This is a genomic window from Streptomyces sp. NRRL B-24484 (genome assembly GCF_000717715.1).
In the GTDB taxonomy this organism is placed as follows: Bacteria; Actinomycetota; Actinomycetes; order Streptomycetales; family Streptomycetaceae; genus Kitasatospora.
Genome location: NZ_JOAI01000002.1, coordinates 60,140 through 76,249, shown reverse-complemented (window position 1 = coordinate 76,249; position 16,110 = coordinate 60,140). Strand labels below are relative to the sequence as shown.

Sequence of the window (16,110 nt, the reverse complement as noted above, 5' to 3'; positions counted from 1 at the left end):
TTAGATGTTCGGGTCGAAGGTGAAGATCACCAGGGTGCCGAGCAGCACGGTGAACACCGCGGCGGCGCCCATGAGGGTCTTCAGCCAGAGCCGAGTGGAGTCCTTCTCGGCGTAGTCGTTGATGACGGTCCGCATGCCGTTGGCGCCGTGGAGCATGGCGAGCCAGAGCATCAGAAGGTCCCAGCCCTGCCAGAACGGCGAGGCCCAGCGACCGGCGACGAAGGCGAAACCGATCTTCGAGACGCCGCCGTCCAGCACCAGCATGATCAGCAGGTGGCCGAGGATCAGGAAGACGAGCACCACGCCGGAGAGGCGCATGAACAGCCACGCCAGCATCTCGAAGTTGGTGCGGGTGCGGCGCGGCGTCCGCTTGGTGCGCGCGCGGGCCGGCTCGACGACGAACGCGTCGGCGGGGTTGCCGGTGCCGAGGCCCTGGCCGGTGTGGGCCTGGGCGGCGGGGACGACCAGTGTGTCCGAGTTCTCGATGGCCATGGCGGATCAGCCCCCGAACCAGGTGCGAAGAGTGTGCTGCAGAATCGGGTAGAAGGCGCCGGCCATCAGGACGACCCAGACGCCCACGACGGACCAGAGCATCTGCTTCTGGTACTTGGCGCCCTTCGACCAGAAGTCGACCGCCACGACCCGCAGGCCGTTCAGCGCGTGGAACAGGATGGCGGCCGTGAGGCCGTACTCCATCAGGTTCACGACGGGGTTCTTGTACGTCTCGATGACGGTGTCGTAGTCCTGCGGGGACACACGGACCAGCGCGGTGTCGAGGACGTGCGCGAAAAGGAAGAAGAAGATGAGGACGCCGGTGACTCGGTGAGCCACCCAGCTCCACATGCCTTCCCGGCCGCGGTACAGCGTTCCAGCCGGCACGGAAAACCCTCCGGAAGCGATTGGGGGCTCGGCCGGCTTCGGTGTCGGTCAGCCCGGCCGGGTACGGTCCACCGGCCGCGAGCATCCTATCGACGCGCTGTCGGGAAACGCCTCCGGGGGGCTCAGGTGTGATCAATCAGGCACTCACGGCCTAACGGTCCCGGGAACCATGACAGGCTGTGTCCGGGCGGTCGCGCTGCGGTGTGCGGCACGTCCTGCCGCCGCCTGCCCGCGCCCACCCCAAGGACCGCCGTGCCCCACCGCCCGACCGCCCTGCTGTGCTGTGCCGTGCTGCTCGCGGCGGCCGGCTGCACCACCGTCTCCGCCTCGGCGGACCGGGCGCCGGGGCCGGCCGGGCGCACCCTGGACGCCGCCGGACTGCGGGCCGCCGCCGTCACCGACGCCGACCTCGGCGCCGGCTGGCGGGTCACCGTGGCGACCCCGGGGCCGACGGCCGCCGCACCTCGGGCGGTGCGCGAACTGGCGGACGTGCCCGCCTGCCAGCCGGTGCTCGACACGTTCGCGCCGGCGGGCGGGCGCTCCGGCCCGCTCGCGGAGACCGACCTGAGCGCCGTCCGCGCCGGGCGCCCCCGGGAGACCGTCAACGCCGGGCTGCTCGCCTTCGGGCCGGGCCGCGCGGAGGAGGTCCGCAGCGCGCTGGACCTGCTGCTCCCGCGCTGCGCGGCGTTCCGCTCCACATCGGCGGCCGGGCCGGCCCGCGCCGCCGGCAAGGGTCCCGCGGCGAAACCGGTGTCCGTGCTGCACCGGTTGCGGCGGGCCGATGCGGCCGTTCCGGAGGGGGTGGACGCGATGACCTCGTTCACCCTGACGGATGAATCGGGCGGCTCCCCGCTCAGCCGGCGGGCCGTGGTGGCCCGGGTCGGGACGGCGCTCGCCGTCTTCCTGACGGTCGGCACGGCCGCCGACCCGGCGCCGGACCCCGACGAGCGCCTCGTCCGGACGCAGGCCGTGCGGCTGCGGGCCGCGCAGCACTGAGCCCCGCCCCGGGCGGGCCGGGACGGGGATTCCTGCGGTCGGATCCGGGGATCAGTGCGCGCCTGCCTCCGCGGAGTGCCGGGCCACCAGGTGCGCCAGGCGCATCAGCGCTATCCGGCGCAGCTCGTCGGAGGCGACCAGGCGTTCCTCGTCCGGGTCGTTGGCGAGCCGGGTGCGGATGGAGGTGAGCACCGTGTCGAGCATCTCCTCCGGCTCCACGCCCTCCAGGCAGACCACGAAGACGTGGCCGAACCGCGCCTCGTACGCGGCGTGCGCCGCGCGGAGGGCGGTGTGCGCGGCCTGGCTGCCGGGAGCGCGCATGCCGAGCAGCGGCTGCGGCATCCAGCTCTCGTCGGCCAGGGCCTCGGCGAGGTCCGCGGGGCGCAGGTCGTAGGAGGCCTCGCTGGCCGCGGCGAGCAGGGACTCTATGTCGGGGTAGGGCCGGTGGGCGGTCAGCCGCAGGGCCCAGCGGTGGCTGCCGCAGCAGGCGAGCAGCGCCTCCTCGGCGGCGCCGGCATCGGCTTCGTTGAAGCGGTGCAGCCCGAGCAGGGACGGATCCGTCGAAGCGTCGAGGCGCTGCGGCGGGATGTCGCTGGCCAGCGGGTCCTCCTCGTGAGGGCGGGAAGGGGGGGTGCTCCAGAGACGAAAGGTAGGTGCTGCGGAGAAGCGCGGCGTACCGGGGAGACCGGCGGGCCCGGGAAGAGGGAGAGTGCGGAGGGAAGGCTGACGGAAGGCTGCGGGGCGCGGAGAACGGCGCCCGCGCCGCGCCTTCAAGGTAGTTGAGGGCTCATCAGTTGGGGAGGGAGCGGGCAGAATTCACCCGAACGAGCTATCAAGTTGTGACGTTGACGGTTGCTCGACAGCTCCCTCCCCTCCGGAGGGCGGGCTCAGAGTTCGCGGTGGACCTTGTGGTTGGCCGCCTGGGCGCGCGGGCGGACGACCAGCAGGTCGATGTTGACGTGCGGCGGGCGGGTCACCGCCCAGGAGACCGTGTCCGCGACGTCCTCCGAGGTCAGCGGCTCGGCCACGCCCGCGTACACCGCGGCCGCCCGGTCCTCGTCGCCGCGGAAGCGGGTCACCGCGAAGCCCTCGGACCTCACCATGCCCGGCGCGATCTCGATCACCCGGATCGGCTCGCCGCACAGCTCCAGCCGGAGCGTCGCGGCGATGGTGTGCGCCGCGTGCTTGGCCGCCACGTATCCGCCGCCGCCCTCGTAGGCCGCCATCGCGGCGGTCGAGGACATCACCAGCACCGTGCCGTCGCCGGTGGCCCGCAGCGCCGGCAGCAGCGCCTGGGTCACGTTGAGCACGCCGATCACGTTGACCTCGTACATCGCCCGCCAGTCGGCCGGGTCGCCGGTCTCGACGCTCTCCGCGCCGATCGCGCCGCCGGCGTTGTTGACCAGGACGTCGACCCGGCCGATCTCGGCCGCGAAGGCGTCCACGGCCGCCCGGTCGGTGACGTCCAGGGTGCGGGCGCGGCCGCCGATCTCCTTCGCCAGGGCCTCGATCCGGTCGGTGCGCCGGGCGGTCAGCACCACGTCGAAGCCGTCCGCGGCCAGCCGCCGCGCCGTCGCGGCACCGATGCCGCTGCTGGCGCCGGTGACGACGGCCACCTTCTGCTCGGTCATTGCCCCTCCCGGGGAGAAGTTCCGGTCTGCGGAACCGATCATCCCAGCCCGCCCCGGACGGCCGCCGGGCGGTGCCCCCGCCTGCGCCTCCGCCCGCGGAGGGCCGCCGCCGGTTAGATTGCAGGGGCCAGGCCAGAGTCCGCCCGCCCGGGCCGCCGCGCCCGGGCCGCGTGCCACGGAGGACCGCCATGCCGCCCGAGCCCCGCAGGTCCGAGTCCGGTCTGCCGATCGAGCCGGTGTACGGCCCGGAGAGCCTGGCGGGGCGGCCCCCGGCGGCCGGGCCGGGCGAGTACCCGTTCACCCGGGGCGTGTACCCGACGATGTACACCGGCCGGCCGTGGACGATGCGCCAGTACGCCGGCTTCGGCACCGCGGCCGAGTCCAACGCCCGCTACCGGCGGCTGATCGCCGACGGCACCACGGGCCTGTCCGTCGCCTTCGACCTGCCCACCCAGATGGGCTACGACTCGGACGCCCCGCTCGCGGCCGGCGAGGTCGGCAAGGTGGGCGTGGCGGTCGACAGCGTCGAGGACATGGCCGTGCTGTTCGACGGGATCCCGCTGGGCGGGGTCTCCACCTCGATGACCGTCAACGCCCCGGCCGCCGTGCTGCTGCTGCTCTACCAGCTGGTCGGCGAGGCCCAGGGGGTGCCGGCGGCCCGGCTGACCGGGACCGTCCAGAACGACGTGCTCAAGGAGTACATCGCCCGCGGCACGTACATCTTCCCGCCGCGGCCCTCGCTGCGGCTGGTCTCCGACCTGTTCCGGTACTGCCGGGCCGAGATCCCCCGGTGGAACACCATCTCGATCTCCGGCTACCACATGGCCGAGGCAGGCGCCGACCCCGCGCAGGAGATCGCCTTCACGCTCGCCGACGGCATCGAGTACGTGCGCACGGCCGTCGCGGCCGGCATGGCGGTGGACGACTTCGCCCCGCGGCTCTCCTTCTTCTTCGTCGCCCGCACCACCCTGCTGGAGGAGGTCGCCAAGTTCCGCGCGGCCCGCCGGATCTGGGCCCGGGTCATGCGCGAGGAGTTCGGCGCGAAGGACCCGCGCTCGCAGATGCTGCGCTTCCACACCCAGACCGCCGGCGTGCAGCTCACCGCCCAGCAGCCCGAGGTCAACCTCGTCCGGGTCGCCGTCCAGGCGCTCGCCGCGGTGCTCGGCGGCACCCAGTCGCTGCACACCAACGGCTTCGACGAGGCGATCGCGCTGCCCACCGAGAAGGCCGCCCGGCTGGCGCTGCGCACCCAGCAGGTGCTGGCGTACGAGACCGACGTCACCGCCACCGTCGACCCCTTCGCCGGCTCCTGGGCCGTCGAGCGGATGACCGACGACCTGGAGGAGGCGGTGCTGGCGCTGATGGCCCGGGTGGAGGAGCTCGGCGGCGCGGTCGCCGCGATCGAGCTGGGCCACCAGAAGGCGGAGATCGAGCGGACGGCCTACCGCCTCCAGCAGGAGCAGGAGGCCGGCACCCGGACGGTGGTGGGCGTGAACCGGTTCCGGCTGGACGCCGATGAGCCCTACGAGCCGCTCCGGGTGGATCCGGCGATCGAGGAGCAGCAGGCGCGGCGGCTGGCCCGGCTGCGGGCGGAGCGGGACGGCCGGGCGGTCGCCCGCGGCCTGGACGGCCTGCGGCGGGCGGCGGAGGGCCGGGACAACGTGCTGTACCCGATGAAGGAGGCGCTGGCCGCGCGGGCGACGGTGGGGGAGGTGTGCGATGCGCTGCGCGCCGTATGGGGCACCTACACGCCGGTCGAGCGCTTCTGACGCGCCGTCGGGGCCGGCCGGCCCCGCCCCCGCCGGGGCGGCCGGAGGCCGGACGGGCGTCCGGCGTGTCCCCGCGGCGGCAGGGTCGTTGCACAGGTCGGTGATCACCCGGGAAGGCGGCTGAATCGGAATGTCATACCCATCTGTGCGGCCGGTATGCACCGAACGGGGCACGACTTCGCGGGAAGTCGGGCCAAATCCCCCCGCCCGGCCTACTCTTGTTGAGGTGAACGATCCTCAGCCCGCCGATCGGGCCGCCCTCGCCACCGCCGTCCGTGCCGGACGGGACCTGCGCACCCGGGTACGGGCGCACGAGGCCGAGCTGATCGCCTTCCGCCGCGATCTCCACCGGCACCCGGAGCTGGGCCGGCAGGAGTTCCGCACCACCCGCCTCCTGCGCGAGCGGCTCGTCGAGGCCGGCCTGGAGCCGCGGGTGCTGCCGGGCGGCACGGGGATGACGGTGGACATCGTCCCGCCGGGCACGCCCGAGGGCACCCCGCTGCTGGCGTTCCGGGCGGACATCGACGCGCTGCCGATCGACGACGCCAAGACCGACGTGCCCTACCGCTCGACGCTGCCGGGCCGGGCGCACGCCTGCGGGCACGACGTGCACACCGCGGTGGTGCTGGGCACCGGTCTGGTGCTGGCCGAGGCGGCCCGCACCGGCGGGCTGCGGCAGCCGGTGCGGCTGGTCTTCCAGCCCGCCGAGGAGGTCATGCCCGGCGGCGCGCTGGACGTGATCAAGGCCGGCGGGATGGACGGCGTCGGCCGGATCTTCGCGGTGCACTGCGACCCCAAGGTGGAGGTCGGCCGGATCGGGCTCAAGGTCGGGGCGATCACCTCGGCCTGCGACCGGCTGCTGCTGTCGCTGGACGGCCCCGGCGGCCACACCGCCCGGCCGCACCTCACCACCGACCTGGTCACCGCGGTGGCCCGGATGGCGGCGGACCTGCCGGCGGCGCTCGGCCGGCGGATGGACCCGCGCTGGGGCGTGAGCCTCGTCTTCGGCCGGATCGCGGCCGGCTCCGCGCCCAACGCGATCCCGCAGCACGCGGAGCTGGAGGGCACCGTCCGCTGCCTGGAGCTGGCGGGCTGGCGGGAGGCCCCGGAGATCCTCGACGAGCTGATCGCCCGGATCGCCGAGACCCACCGGGCGAAGTGGACCCTCGACTACCACCGCGGGGTGCCGCCGGTGGTCAACGAGCACGTGTCGATCGCGCAGCTGGAGCGGGCCATGACCGCCTGCTTCGGGGACGGCGGCGCCCCCGTGGTGGAGGACACCGAGCAGAGCCTCGGCGGCGAGGACTTCTCCTGGTACCTGGAGCACGCGCCGGGTGCGCTGGCCCGCCTCGGCGTCCGGGCGCCGCACGAGAAGGGCGTCCGCGACCTGCACCAGGGCCGGTTCGACGTGGACGAGCGGTCGATCGGCATCGGGGTGGAGCTGTTCTGCGCGCTGGCCCTGGAGCACGGGACGGTCTGAACGCGCACGACCCGGGCCGCGTCGGACTGGTGTCCGGCGCGGCTCCTGCCTGCCGTGGACGCATCCGCGTACTGTGGTGCTCGAATATCACTCGGTAGTGACATCGCGTTGAACAAAGGTGGCGGTCTGTCCTGATTTGACCAGACAGATGACCACATTTTGATAACAACCCGAATGCCTCCGCAGGCCGTAACACAACCGTGTTCTACGCGCGTTACGGTGGCGCTCGACCACGCCAAACGGGTGTGTGAGAAGGAGATACTCCCTTGCGCCGTTCACTGAAGCTCGCCGCGGTAGTGCTCTCGGGTTCCCTGGGCATCGCCTCGCTCGCCGCTTGCGGCGCAAAGAGCACCGACAACAACACCTCGTCCGGCGCCTCCTCCGGCGCCTCCAGCGTCAAGGTCGGCATGGCCTACGACATCGGCGGCCGCGGCGACCAGTCGTTCAACGACTCCGCCGCCCGCGGTCTCGACCAGGCCAAGGACCAGCTCGGCGTCCAGGTCACCGAGGCCGAGGCCAAGACCGGTGAGGCCGAGGCCGACAAGGAGGCCCGCCTCAAGTCGCTGGTCAGCGCCGGTTACAACCCGGTCATCGCCGTCGGCTTCGTGTACCAGTCGGCCGTCGAGAAGGTCGCCAAGGAGAACCCGAACGTCAAGTTCGCGATCATCGACTCGGCCTCCGACACCCAGCCGAGCAACGTCACCTCGCTGACCTTCTCGGAGCAGGAGGGCTCGTACCTTGCCGGCGTCGCCGCCGCCTCCAAGAGCAAGGCCAAGCACATCGGCTTCATCGGTGGCGTGCAGTCCGAGCTGATCAAGAAGTTCGAGGCCGGTTACAAGGCGGGCGCCAAGTCCGTCGACCCGAACATCGTGATCGAGACCACCTACCTCACCACCCCGCCGGACTTCAGCGGCTTCAACGACCCGGGCAAGGGCAAGGAGGCCGCGCAGGGCCAGCTGGACAAGGGCGCGGACGTCATCTACTCCGCCGCCGGCTCCTCCGGCAACGGCTCGATCGAGGCCGTCGCGTCCAAGGGCAAGTGGGCCATCGGCGTCGACTCCGACCAGGCCAGCCAGCCCGCGCTGTCGAAGTACAAGGCCAACATCCTGACCTCCATGGTCAAGAACGTGAACGTGGCCGTCTTCGACTACATCAAGGCGTACAAGGACGGCAACCCGCTGACCGGCGTCAAGAACTTCGACCTGAAGGCCGAGGGTGTCTCGCTGGCCCAGACCGGCGGCTTCCTGAAGGACATCCAACCGAAGATCGACGCCGCCACCCAGGCGATCACCTCCGGCGCCACCAAGATCCCCACCACCCCGGAGAACTGATCCGACGCTCCTGACCACCGCCACCTGCCGGCGGCGGCACCGGGGCCGACGAACATCACCGGAGGGCCCGGCGGGGCGCGCAGGACGCGTCCCGCCGGGCCCCGCCCGTTCCACCCACAGACAGAACACCAGGCACTCCGGCGCAACGGTGCGCACGACGACTTCAGGAGATCGCCATCACCGCTTCCGATCCCGCCCTCGACCAGGGCGGCACCCCCAGCGCGGGGACGGCGACACCGGCCGTCGAACTGCGCGGCATCACCAAGCGCTTCCCCGGCGTCGTGGCCAACCACGACATCGACATCACCGTGCGACGCGGCACCGTGCACGCCCTCATGGGCGAGAACGGCGCCGGCAAGTCCACCCTGATGAAGATCCTCTACGGCATGCAGCGGCCGGACGAGGGCACCATCGCCATCAACGGCAAGCAGGTCCAGCTCGGCACCCCGGCCGACGCCATCGACCTCGGCATCGGCATGGTGCACCAGCACTTCATGCTCGCGGACAACCTGACCGTCTGGGAGAACATCGTCCTCGGCGGCGAGAAGCTCCACGGCATCGGCGGCAAGGCCAAGGCGAAGATCCAGGAGATCTCCGACCAGTACGGCCTGGGCGTGCGCCCGGACGCCCTGGTCGAGGACCTGGGCGTCGCCGACCGCCAGCGCGTGGAGATCCTCAAGGTCCTCTACCGCGGCGCGAACATCCTGATCCTCGACGAGCCGACCGCCGTCCTCGTCCCGCAGGAGGTGGACGCGCTCTTCGACAACCTCCGCGAGCTCAAGGCGGAGGGCGTCACCGTCATCTTCATCTCCCACAAGCTGCACGAGGTGCTCGCCGTCGCCGACGCGATCAGCGTCATCCGCCGCGGCACCACCGTGGGCGACGCCGACCCGAAGACCGTCACCGCCCGCCAGCTCGCCGAGCTGATGGTCGGCGCCGAGCTCCCCTCGCCGGAGAGCCGCGAGTCGACCGTCACCGCGGACGAGATGCTCGCCGTCGAGGGCCTGCGGATCGCCAAGACCGACGCCGAGGGCATCGAGCGCGTCGTCCTCGACGACGTCTCGCTGCGCATCCGCCGCGGCGAGGTGCTGGGCATCGCCGGCGTCGAGGGCAACGGCCAGGCCGAGCTCGTCGAGGCGATCATGGGCATGATCCCGCTGGACGCGGGCACCGTGAGCCTGAACGGCAAGGACGTCACCTCCGCGCTCACCCGCGCCCGCCGCGAGGCCGGCATCGGCTACATCCCCGAGGACCGCCACCGCCACGGCCTGCTGCTGGAAGCCCCGCTCTGGGAGAACCGCATCCTCGGCCACGTCACCGAGACGCCCAACTCCAAGGGCGTCCTGCTGGACCCGGCCGGCGCCCGCAAGGACACCCAGCGGATCGTCGAGGAGTACGACGTCCGCACCCCCGGCATCGAGGTCACCGCGGCCTCCCTCTCCGGCGGCAACCAGCAGAAGCTGATCATCGGCCGCGAGATGAGCCACGACCCGAAGCTGCTGGTCGCGGCCCACCCGACCCGCGGCGTCGACGTCGGCGCGCAGGCCCAGATCTGGGACCAGATCCGGAAGGCACAGCGCGAGGGCCTTGCCGTGCTGCTGATCTCCGCCGACCTCGACGAGCTGATCGGTCTCTCCGACACGATCCGGGTGATCTACCGAGGCCGCCTGGTCGCCGACGCCGACCCGGCCACCGTCACCGCCGAGGACCTCGGCACCGCGATGACCGGTGCCGCCCGCGGCCACATCGAGTCCGAGACCGACGCCGTCGCCGAGGAGAAGGCGACCGCCGCCGAGGGCACCGAGGCCGCGTCCGACAGTTCCGCCGACGACACGCAGGCGGGGGAGTAATCCATGACCAGTCCCAACCCGCCCGCGAAGCGCTCCTTCACCTCGCGGTTCGACGGCGAGAAGATCCTGCTCGCCCTGGCCGCGCCGGTGCTGGCCGTCCTGCTCTCGCTGGCGATCTGCTCCGTGCTGCTGGCCGTCTCCGGCAAGGACCCGTTCGACGCCTTCGACGTGATGATCCGGTACGGCACCGCCTCCGACGGCCAGGTGCTGACCCTCAACCGGGCCACCGTGTACTACATCGCCGGTTGCGCCGCGGCGTTCGGCTTCCGGATGAACCTGTTCAACATCGGCGTCGAGGGCCAGTACCGCCTCGGCGTGCTGTTCGCCGCCTACGTCGGCAGCCAGGTCGACCTGCCGTCGTTCATCCAGATCCCACTGCTGCTCGTCACCGCGATGCTCGTCGGTGGTCTGTGGGCCAGCATCGCCGGTGTGCTCAAGGTCTACCGCGGCGTCAGCGAGGTCATCTCGACCATCATGCTGAACGCGATCGCCACCGCGGTCGTCGGCCTGCTGCTCATCCCGGGCCGCTTCGCCCCGGCGAAGAGCGCCAACGCCAACGCGATCCAGACCGCCCCGGTCTCCGAGTCGAGCCACTTCTTCTCGATCGAGACCGCCGGCGGCACGCTCTGGGGCTTCATCTTCGTCGCCGTGCTGATCGGCGTGCTGTTCCAGTTCACCCTGACCCGCACCCGGTTCGGCTTCGACCTGCGCGCCACCGGCCGCTCGGAGACCGCCGCCAAGGCGTCCGGCGTCAACGTCAGGCGCATGGTGCTGACCAGCATGGCGGTCTCCGGTGCCATCGCCGGTCTGATCGGCATCCCGGAGCTGCTGCAGAGCTCGTTCTACTTCGGTCAGAGCATCCAGCTGAACCTCGGCTTCATCGGCATCTCGGTGGCCCTGCTCGGCCGCAACAGCCCGATCGGCATCGCCTTCTCGGCCCTGCTGTTCGCCTTCCTCGACGTCTCCGGCACGCAGCTCCCGCTGCACGGTGACTACCCGCAGGAGATCGTCCTCGTCATGCAGGGCACCATCGTGATCTGCGTCGTCGTCGCCTACGAGCTGGTGCGCCGCTTCGGCCTCAAGCGCCAGCAGCAGAAGGTCGGCGCCGAGCTCGCCGCCCAGGCCGCGGCCGCCGCCAACAAGGAGGTTGCCGCGTGAGCACCGCCACCACCGCCCGGCCGAAGTCGCCGGGAGCCCCGACGAAGAAGCCGAAGATCACCTGGCCGGTCGTGCTGCTGCTGATCGCGGCCGCGCTCGTCCTGGTCTCCGCCGTCGGCGCGGCCACCGGCAACCACGGCCTGACCGCCTCCGGCCAGATCAACGCCGCCCTCGGCGCCGCCGTCCCGATCGCGATGGCCGGTCTCGGCGGTCTGTGGTCGGAGCGGGCCGGCGTGGTCAACATCGGCCTCGAAGGCATGATGGTCGCCGGCACCTTCTGCGGCGCCTGGGTCGGCTTCCTGGTCAACCCCTGGGTCGGCCTGCTCGCCGGCATGGCCGGCGGCGCCCTCGGCGGCCTGCTGCACGCCCTGGTCACCGTCACCTTCGGCGTCGACCACATCGTCTCCGGCGTCGGCATCAACCTGCTGATCCCCGGCATCTGCGCCTACGTGAACCGGATCTACTACCGGGACTACGTGGCCAACGGCGCGGGTGCCAACCAGTCGCCGCCGGCCGACTCGCTGCCCAACATCACGATCCCCGGGCTGTCGGACTGGCTGGCCGACATCGAGAAGCACCACTGGTTCCTGGTCTCGGACGTGGCGGGCATCGTCGGCGGTGTGGTCACCGACCTGTCGGTGGTCATCGTGATCGCCGCCGTGCTGATCGTCGCCAGCTACTTCCTGCTCTGGCGGACCGTCTTCGGCCTGCGCCTGCGCTCCTGCGGCGAGAACCCGACCGCCGCCGAGTCGCTGGGCGTCAACGTCTACAAGTACAAGTACATCGCGGTCATCTCCTCGGGCGCTTTCGCCGGCCTCGCCGGTGCGTACCTCTCGCTGGTCGCGGCGCACTTCTACAAGGACGGCCAGACTCAGGGCCGCGGCTTCATCGGCCTCGCCGCGATGATCTTCGGCAACTGGATGCCGGGCGGACTCGCCATCGGCTCGGGTCTGTTCGGCTTCACCGACAGCCTCCAGCTGCGCGACGCGGACAACGTCCACGTGCTGCTGCTGGTGATCGCGCTCGCCATGGGCCTGCTCGCGATGTGGCACGGCTACCGTCGCAAGTACACCACCGCGGTGATCAGCCTGGTGGTCGCCGGCGGCCTCGGCCTCTGGTTCGCGCTGACCGACTCGGTGGAGCGTCCGCTGATCGTGGCCACCCCGTACGTGATCACGCTGGTCGTGCTCGCGCTGGCCTCGCAGCGCCTGCGTCCGCCGAAGGCCGACGGCCAGATCTACCGCAAGGGCGAAGGCAAGTGACGACCGCACCGGCACCCGACTGGGAGGTGCTGCGGGAGGCCGCGCGCGGCGCGATGGCGCACGCGTACGCCCCCTACAGCAAGTTCCCGGTCGGGGCGGCGGCCCTGGTCGACGACGGGCGGATCGTCACCGGCTGCAACGTGGAGAACGCCTCGTACGGACTCGGCCTGTGCGCCGAGTGCGGCCTGGTCTCCGCGCTGCACTCCAGCGGCGGCGGCCGGCTGACGGCCTTCACCTGCGTGGACGGGGCGGGCAGTCTGCTGATGCCGTGCGGCCGCTGCCGGCAGCTGCTGTACGAGCACGGCGGGCCGGAACTGCTGGTGGACCTGCCGTCCGGGGTGAAGACCATGGACGAGGTCCTGCCCGACGCCTTCGGGCCGGAGCGGCTCTAGCACCTCCCGTTGTTACGCGCGTAGAGTGTCGCGGAGGGCCCCGGAAGGGGCCCGCCGCGGCACTCTTCGCACTTCCTGCACCTGAGCACCCCTGCACCTCTTGGAGACCCCATGGACGCCCCCTCCGTCATCAGGACCAAGCGCGACCGCGGAGAGCTGACCGACGGCCAGATCGACTGGGTGATCGACGCGTACACCCGCGGCGAGGTCGCCGACGAGCAGATGTCGGCCCTGGCCATGGCCATCCTGCTGAACGGCATGAACCTCCGCGAGATCAGCCGCTGGACGGACGCGATGATCCGCTCCGGCGTCCGCATGGACTTCTCCTCGCTCGGCGTGCCGACCTCCGACAAGCACTCCACCGGCGGCGTCGGCGACAAGATCACCCTGCCGCTCGCCCCGCTGGTCGCCGCCTGCGGCGCCGCCGTCCCGCAGCTCTCCGGCCGCGGCCTCGGCCACACCGGCGGCACCCTCGACAAGCTGGAGTCGATCCCCGGCTGGCGCGCCCTGCTCTCCAACGAGGAGATGCTCCAGGTGCTGAACGACACCGGCGCCGTCATCTGCGCCGCCGGCGACGGCCTCGCCCCCGCCGACAAGAAGCTCTACGCGCTGCGCGACGTCACCGGCACCGTCGAGGCGATCCCGCTGATCGCCTCCTCGATCATGTCGAAGAAGATCGCCGAGGGCACCGGGGCGCTCGTCCTCGACGTCAAGGTCGGCTCCGGCGCCTTCATGAAGAACCTCGCCGACGCCCAGGAGCTCGCCCGCACCATGGTCGGCCTCGGCAAGGCGGCCGGCGTCAACACCGTCGCCCTGCTCACCGACATGTCCACCCCGCTCGGCCTCACCGCCGGCAACGCGCTGGAGGTCCGCGAGTCGGTCGAGGTGCTGGCCGGCGGCGGCCCCGCCGACGTCGTCGAGCTCACCCTGGCGCTCGCCCGCGAGATGCTCGACGCGGCCGGCGTGCACGGCAAGGACCCGGCCGACGCGCTGCGGGACGGCTCCGCGATGGACCACTGGCGCCGCATGATCGCCGCTCAGGGCGGCGACGTCGACGCCCCGCTGCCGGTCGCCCGCGAGCAGCACGTGATCACGGCCCCGGCCTCCGGCGTGCTCACCGCCCTCGACGCCTACGCCGTCGGCGTCTGCGCCTGGCGCCTGGGCGCCGGCCGCGCCCGCAAGGAGGACCCGGTGCAGGCCGGCGCCGGCGTCGAGATGCACGCCAAGCCGGGCGACACCGTGGTGGCCGGCCAGCCGCTGCTGACCCTGCACACCGACACCCCCGAGCGCTTCGACTACGCGATCGAGGCCCTCAAGGACGGCGTCACGGTCGCCCCCGAGGGCACCGCGTTCACCCCGAACCCGATCGTCCTCGACCGCATCGCCTGACGCACCGCATCGCCTGCGCCACGTCCCCGGGGCTGCCGGCGCCCGCCTGCCCGTCAGGCGTACGTCAGCAGCCCCGAGGTGTCGACCCGCCAGGGGCCGACGGGGACGGTGTCCCCGAACGCGAAGTGCGTCCGCGAGGCGTAGCCGGGCTCGTCGTGCACGATGCCGGTGCCCTTGCGGGGGTCGACCAGCAGGTAGAGCGGGATGCCCATGGCCGCGTAGTCGCGGACCTTGGCCTCGTAGTCGTTCTCCGGGTTGGACTTGGAGACGATCTCGACCACGAGCAGCACCTCGTGGGGGAGGAGCGACGGCTGTTCCCGTTCCAGTGCTTCCTCGGCGAACACCATGAGATCCGGGCAGCGCAGCCGACCGAGCCCGGCATCCTCCAAGTCGGCACCGGGGTGGGCGACATAACCCGGATGTGTCGAGGGGAGTTGGGCGTTGAGCTGGCGGGCGATCCTCAGCACGGCGAGTTCGTGCCGTCGGACCGGTGACATCATCATGACGATCTCGCCGTTCGCGATCTCGACCTTCCCTATCCCCGGGACCTTCGGCAGCTGATCCGCGATCTCGCGCAGCCGGGCGTACACAGCCGGATCGATGCTCATGCCCGGAGTTTAGCTTCGCTCCTCCTCGTCAGCGGGCGCCGGTGAGGGTGCGGCGTTCGACGACCGCGCGGCGGGTGGCGTAGAGGGTGATGCCGGCCGCCAGGGTCATCGCGCACAGGCCCACGGCCGCGGCGCCGGACCAGCCGGTGGCGTGGTAGGCGTCGGCGCCGATCGTGCCGCCGAGGCTGTTCCCGAGGTAGTAGGCGATCAGGTAGAGCGCCGAGGCCTGGGCGCGGCCCTCGGTGGCGGTGCGGCCGACCGCCGAGGAGGCGGTGGCGTGGCCGGCGAAGAACCCGGCGGTGATCAGCACGAGCCCGGCCAGGGCGGCCACCAGCGAGCCGGAGAGCGACAGCAGCAGGCCTGCGGTGGTGAGGCCGATCGCCGTGTAGAGGGTGCCGCGGCGGCCCAGCCGGCCGACCAGCTTCCCGGCGGAGGCCGAGGAGACCGTGCCGACCAGGTAGACCACGAAGATCGAGGCGGCCACCGACTGCGGCAGGTCGAACGGCGCGGCGACCAGCCGGTACCCGACGGTGTTGTAGACGGCGCCGAACACCGCCATGAAGAGCAGCCCCAGGGCGTACAGCCGCAGTAGCAGCGGGTTGCGCAGGTGCCCGCCGACGGTACGGGCGAGCGCGTGGGCGTCCACCCGGGCCGGGGTGAAGTGGCGGGCCGCCGGGATCAGCGCACGGAAGGCGAGCACCGACAGCAGCGCCAGCAGGGCCGAGACGGCGAGGCCCCAGCGCCAGCCCCAGGCGGCCGCGGCCCAGCCGGAGACCAGCCGCCCGCTCATCCCGCCGATCGAGTTGCCGGCCACGTACAGCCCCATCGCCGAGGCCAGCGCGGTCGGGTGGACCTCCTCCGCGAGGTAGGCCATCGCCGTGGCGGGCAGCCCGGCGAGCGCCGCGCCCTGGAGGACCCGCAGCACCACCAGCGTGGTGAGGTCCGGGGCGAACGGCAGCGCCAGGGCCAGCACGGCGGCGGAGGCGATCGAGACCGACATCACCGCGGTGCGCCCGAACCGGTCGGACAGCGCACTGGCGGGCAGCAGCGCGAGGGCGAGGCCCAGGGTCGCCGCGGACGCCGTCCAGCTGGCCTGACCCGGGGTCAGGTCGAGGTCGGCGGAGAGGACCGGCAGCAGGCCCTGCGTGGAGTACAGCAGGACGAAGGTGGCCACACCCGCGGCGAACAGGGCCAGGTTGGCGCGCCGGAAGGCGCGGTCCCCCGGCCGGAGACGGCGGTCGGCGGCGGTCGCGGCGGCCTCAGGGGCTGCTGCGGGCGCGGCATCGGCGGCGGACGGGGACGACGGCGTGGGGGCACCCGGCAGCGTGGCTGAGGATGCCCCGGTACTGGCGGGCGACATGGCTC

The 16,110-nt window shown here is 72.2% G+C and carries 15 protein-coding genes; 9 read left to right on the top strand and 6 right to left on the bottom strand.

Annotation, left to right across the window (positions count from 1 at the left end):
• Together IE98_RS0102400 and sdhC are read right to left on the bottom strand one after the other, a co-directional pair.
• Window positions 1-492, bottom strand: a complete 492-nt coding sequence (locus tag IE98_RS0102400; RefSeq protein WP_030263217.1) for a succinate dehydrogenase hydrophobic membrane anchor subunit — start codon at window positions 490-492, stop codon at window positions 1-3.
• Window positions 493-498: 6 nt separating this feature from the next.
• Window positions 499-879 carry a succinate dehydrogenase, cytochrome b556 subunit gene (gene sdhC, locus IE98_RS0102395; RefSeq protein ID WP_043173290.1) on the bottom strand — a complete coding sequence of 127 codons (381 nt, stop codon included), beginning with the start codon at window positions 877-879 and terminating at the stop codon, window positions 499-501.
• Window positions 880-1,131: 252 nt separating this feature from the next.
• Here sdhC and IE98_RS0102390 point away from each other — a divergent pair, with 252 nt between their 5' ends.
• Window positions 1,132-1,875 (top strand): hypothetical protein, encoded by a 744-nt coding sequence (locus IE98_RS0102390; RefSeq protein WP_030263212.1) that lies wholly within the window; start codon window positions 1,132-1,134, stop codon window positions 1,873-1,875.
• A 51-nt stretch (window positions 1,876-1,926) separates the two neighbouring features.
• On the opposite strand, the gene IE98_RS0102385 is transcribed toward IE98_RS0102390, so the two are convergent.
• Window positions 1,927-2,475, bottom strand: a complete 549-nt coding sequence (locus IE98_RS0102385) for a 2-oxo-4-hydroxy-4-carboxy-5-ureidoimidazoline decarboxylase (protein ID WP_420706157.1) — start codon at window positions 2,473-2,475, stop codon at window positions 1,927-1,929.
• A gap of 287 nt (window positions 2,476-2,762) precedes the next feature.
• Window positions 2,763-3,506 carry an SDR family oxidoreductase gene (locus IE98_RS0102380; RefSeq protein WP_030263208.1) on the bottom strand — a complete coding sequence of 248 codons (744 nt, stop codon included), beginning with the start codon at window positions 3,504-3,506 and terminating at the stop codon, window positions 2,763-2,765.
• Between the two features lie 188 nt (window positions 3,507-3,694).
• Here IE98_RS0102380 and IE98_RS0102375 point away from each other — a divergent pair, with 188 nt between their 5' ends.
• The 8 genes from IE98_RS0102375 to IE98_RS0102340 all read left to right on the top strand — a co-directional run bounded on the left by IE98_RS0102375 (window position 3,695) and on the right by IE98_RS0102340 (window position 14,137).
• On the top strand, window positions 3,695-5,275 hold the full coding sequence (locus IE98_RS0102375; RefSeq protein ID WP_030263205.1) for an acyl-CoA mutase large subunit family protein: 1,581 nt from the start codon (window positions 3,695-3,697) through the stop codon (window positions 5,273-5,275).
• 289 nt (window positions 5,276-5,564) lie between these two features.
• Window positions 5,565-6,755 (top strand): amidohydrolase, encoded by a 1,191-nt coding sequence (locus tag IE98_RS0102370; RefSeq protein ID WP_030263202.1) that lies wholly within the window; start codon window positions 5,565-5,567, stop codon window positions 6,753-6,755.
• A 266-nt stretch (window positions 6,756-7,021) separates the two neighbouring features.
• Entirely contained in the window at window positions 7,022-8,086 is a 1,065-nt protein-coding gene (locus IE98_RS0102365) for a BMP family lipoprotein (protein WP_030263199.1), read from the top strand.
• 335 nt (window positions 8,087-8,421) lie between these two features.
• Window positions 8,422-9,936, top strand: a complete 1,515-nt coding sequence (locus IE98_RS0102360; RefSeq protein ID WP_234443390.1) for an ABC transporter ATP-binding protein — start codon at window positions 8,422-8,424, stop codon at window positions 9,934-9,936.
• Between the two features lie 3 nt (window positions 9,937-9,939).
• Window positions 9,940-11,094 carry an ABC transporter permease gene (locus tag IE98_RS0102355; RefSeq protein ID WP_052390037.1) on the top strand — a complete coding sequence of 385 codons (1,155 nt, stop codon included), beginning with the start codon at window positions 9,940-9,942 and terminating at the stop codon, window positions 11,092-11,094.
• Window positions 11,091-12,356, top strand: coding sequence for an ABC transporter permease (locus IE98_RS0102350; RefSeq protein ID WP_030263191.1), 1,266 nt, complete (start codon window positions 11,091-11,093; stop codon window positions 12,354-12,356). The genes IE98_RS0102355 and IE98_RS0102350 overlap by 4 nt, the downstream gene beginning before the upstream one ends.
• Entirely contained in the window at window positions 12,353-12,748 is a 396-nt protein-coding gene (locus tag IE98_RS0102345; RefSeq protein WP_030263188.1) for a cytidine deaminase, read from the top strand. The genes IE98_RS0102350 and IE98_RS0102345 overlap by 4 nt, the downstream gene beginning before the upstream one ends.
• 111 nt (window positions 12,749-12,859) lie before the next feature.
• On the top strand, window positions 12,860-14,137 hold the full coding sequence (locus IE98_RS0102340; protein ID WP_030263185.1) for a thymidine phosphorylase: 1,278 nt from the start codon (window positions 12,860-12,862) through the stop codon (window positions 14,135-14,137).
• Window positions 14,138-14,190: 53 nt separating this feature from the next.
• Here IE98_RS0102340 and IE98_RS0102335 read toward each other — a convergent pair whose 3' ends face one another.
• Window positions 14,191-14,745 (bottom strand): Uma2 family endonuclease, encoded by a 555-nt coding sequence (locus IE98_RS0102335; RefSeq protein WP_030263183.1) that lies wholly within the window; start codon window positions 14,743-14,745, stop codon window positions 14,191-14,193.
• A gap of 28 nt (window positions 14,746-14,773) precedes the next feature.
• Complete coding sequence (locus tag IE98_RS0102330; protein ID WP_030263180.1) at window positions 14,774-16,105, bottom strand: MFS transporter; 1,332 nt, start codon at window positions 16,103-16,105, stop codon at window positions 14,774-14,776.
• Window positions 16,106-16,110: the final 5 nt, after the last annotated feature.

What these genes read in the sequence shown, in the direction of transcription:
- IE98_RS0102335 (WP_030263183.1), bottom strand. Translation starts at nt 14,745, where the DNA reads ATGAGCATCGATCCGGCTGTGTACGCCCGGCTGCGCGAGATCGCGGAT.
- IE98_RS0102375 (WP_030263205.1), top strand. Translation starts at nt 3,695, where the DNA reads ATGCCGCCCGAGCCCCGCAGGTCCGAGTCCGGTCTGCCGATCGAGCCG.
- IE98_RS0102380 (WP_030263208.1), bottom strand. Translation starts at nt 3,506, where the DNA reads ATGACCGAGCAGAAGGTGGCCGTCGTCACCGGCGCCAGCAGCGGCATC.
- IE98_RS0102360 (WP_234443390.1), top strand. Translation starts at nt 8,422, where the DNA reads ATGGGCGAGAACGGCGCCGGCAAGTCCACCCTGATGAAGATCCTCTAC.
- IE98_RS0102355 (WP_052390037.1), top strand. Translation starts at nt 9,940, where the DNA reads ATGACCAGTCCCAACCCGCCCGCGAAGCGCTCCTTCACCTCGCGGTTC.
- IE98_RS0102400 (WP_030263217.1), bottom strand. Translation starts at nt 492, where the DNA reads ATGGCCATCGAGAACTCGGACACACTGGTCGTCCCCGCCGCCCAGGCC.
- IE98_RS0102330 (WP_030263180.1), bottom strand. Translation starts at nt 16,105, where the DNA reads ATGTCGCCCGCCAGTACCGGGGCATCCTCAGCCACGCTGCCGGGTGCC.
- IE98_RS0102340 (WP_030263185.1), top strand. Translation starts at nt 12,860, where the DNA reads ATGGACGCCCCCTCCGTCATCAGGACCAAGCGCGACCGCGGAGAGCTG.